At 33.4% G+C, this 1,187-nt stretch carries 2 protein-coding genes; both read right to left on the reverse strand.

What is annotated here, in order from left to right; genetic code table 11:
* Positions 1-27: 27 nt before the first annotated feature.
* A complete protein-coding gene (locus tag HNP38_RS17905) occupies positions 28-858 on the reverse strand; it encodes an IS3 family transposase (RefSeq protein ID WP_184192152.1) in 831 nt (276 codons plus the stop codon).
* Positions 852-1,118, reverse strand: coding sequence for a transposase (locus HNP38_RS17910; protein ID WP_153395284.1), 267 nt, complete (start codon positions 1,116-1,118; stop codon positions 852-854). Before HNP38_RS17910 ends, HNP38_RS17905 begins: the two co-directional genes overlap by 7 nt.
* Positions 1,119-1,187 lie beyond the last annotated feature (69 nt).

Consider the following 1,187-nt stretch of genomic DNA (forward strand, 5'->3'; position numbering starts at 1 on the left):
TGTAAGCTACCCAATTTTGTTTCCATTCTAAATGATAGATTCTTTCATTTTTTGTTTATATTTTTTAGGACTTATATTCCCTAATGCTTGGTGGGGTCTATTATAGTTATATTCTATCCACCATTGATTTGCCTTCTCTTCAGCATCCTGTAAACTTTTAAAGACATGCATATTAAGAAGCTCATTTCTGCAGCTTTTGTTCAATCTTTCAATAAGGCTGTTTTGTGTTGGTTTTCCAGGTTGTATATAATGAACTTCTATTTTATTTTCTTGGGCCCATAATTGAAGATTTTTAGAGATAAACTCCGGTCCATTGTCAACTCTTATGCGTTTAGGCTTACGTCCCTGTTGTTTTAAATTATTTAAAACCCTTACTACTCTTGCAGAGCAGATACTTGTATCAATTTCCATAGAAAGCAATTCCCGGTTATAATCATCAGCAATATTTAATATCCTGAATCTTCTCCCATCATACAAACTATCGCTCATAAAATCCATACTCCAGCATTCATCAGGTTCTAGAGGAATATTAATACTTTCTTTGACTCTGGTGGGAAGTCTTTTTCTTACCCTTCTGTGAATACTCATATTTAAAGCTACATAAACTCTATGAACCCGTTTGTGATTCCAAATATATCCCAAATCCCGAAGCTTATGATAGAGCTTCCAAAAGCCATAACCTAGATGATCTTGTGAAAGTTGTGTCAGAACTTCAATTAATTCATCGTCATTTTTAATGCTTGTGTAACGGTAACTTCGCCTACTGATACCTATTGTCAAACAACTTCTACGCTCACTTAAATGGTATTTCTTACAAATAAAGTTGACAATTTCACGCTGTACAGAAGGCTTTACCACTTTTTTGACAAAACATCTTTTAAAGCTTCAATCTCTAAACATCGTTCGGCATAAAGCTTCTTAAGCTTAGAATTTTCGGACTCCAGATCTCGCATCTTTTGAATATCCGAACTTTCCATACCTGAATATTTACTCTTCCAACGATAAAAAGTACCTTGCGTAATGCCATGATTACGGCATATTTCTATTACACTTTTACCAAGTTCCTGTTCTTTCAAAATTCCAAAAACCTGACTCTCTGAATACTTACTCTTTTTCATATTTAAATTTAAAGTTTTTTAAGCCAAAAACTCTATCTTTAAATGGACACATTTTTAGGGAAGTTTACA

The organism is Chryseobacterium defluvii (genome assembly GCF_014204415.1).
Taxonomy (GTDB): Bacteria; Bacteroidota; Bacteroidia; order Flavobacteriales; family Weeksellaceae; genus Chryseobacterium; species Chryseobacterium defluvii_A.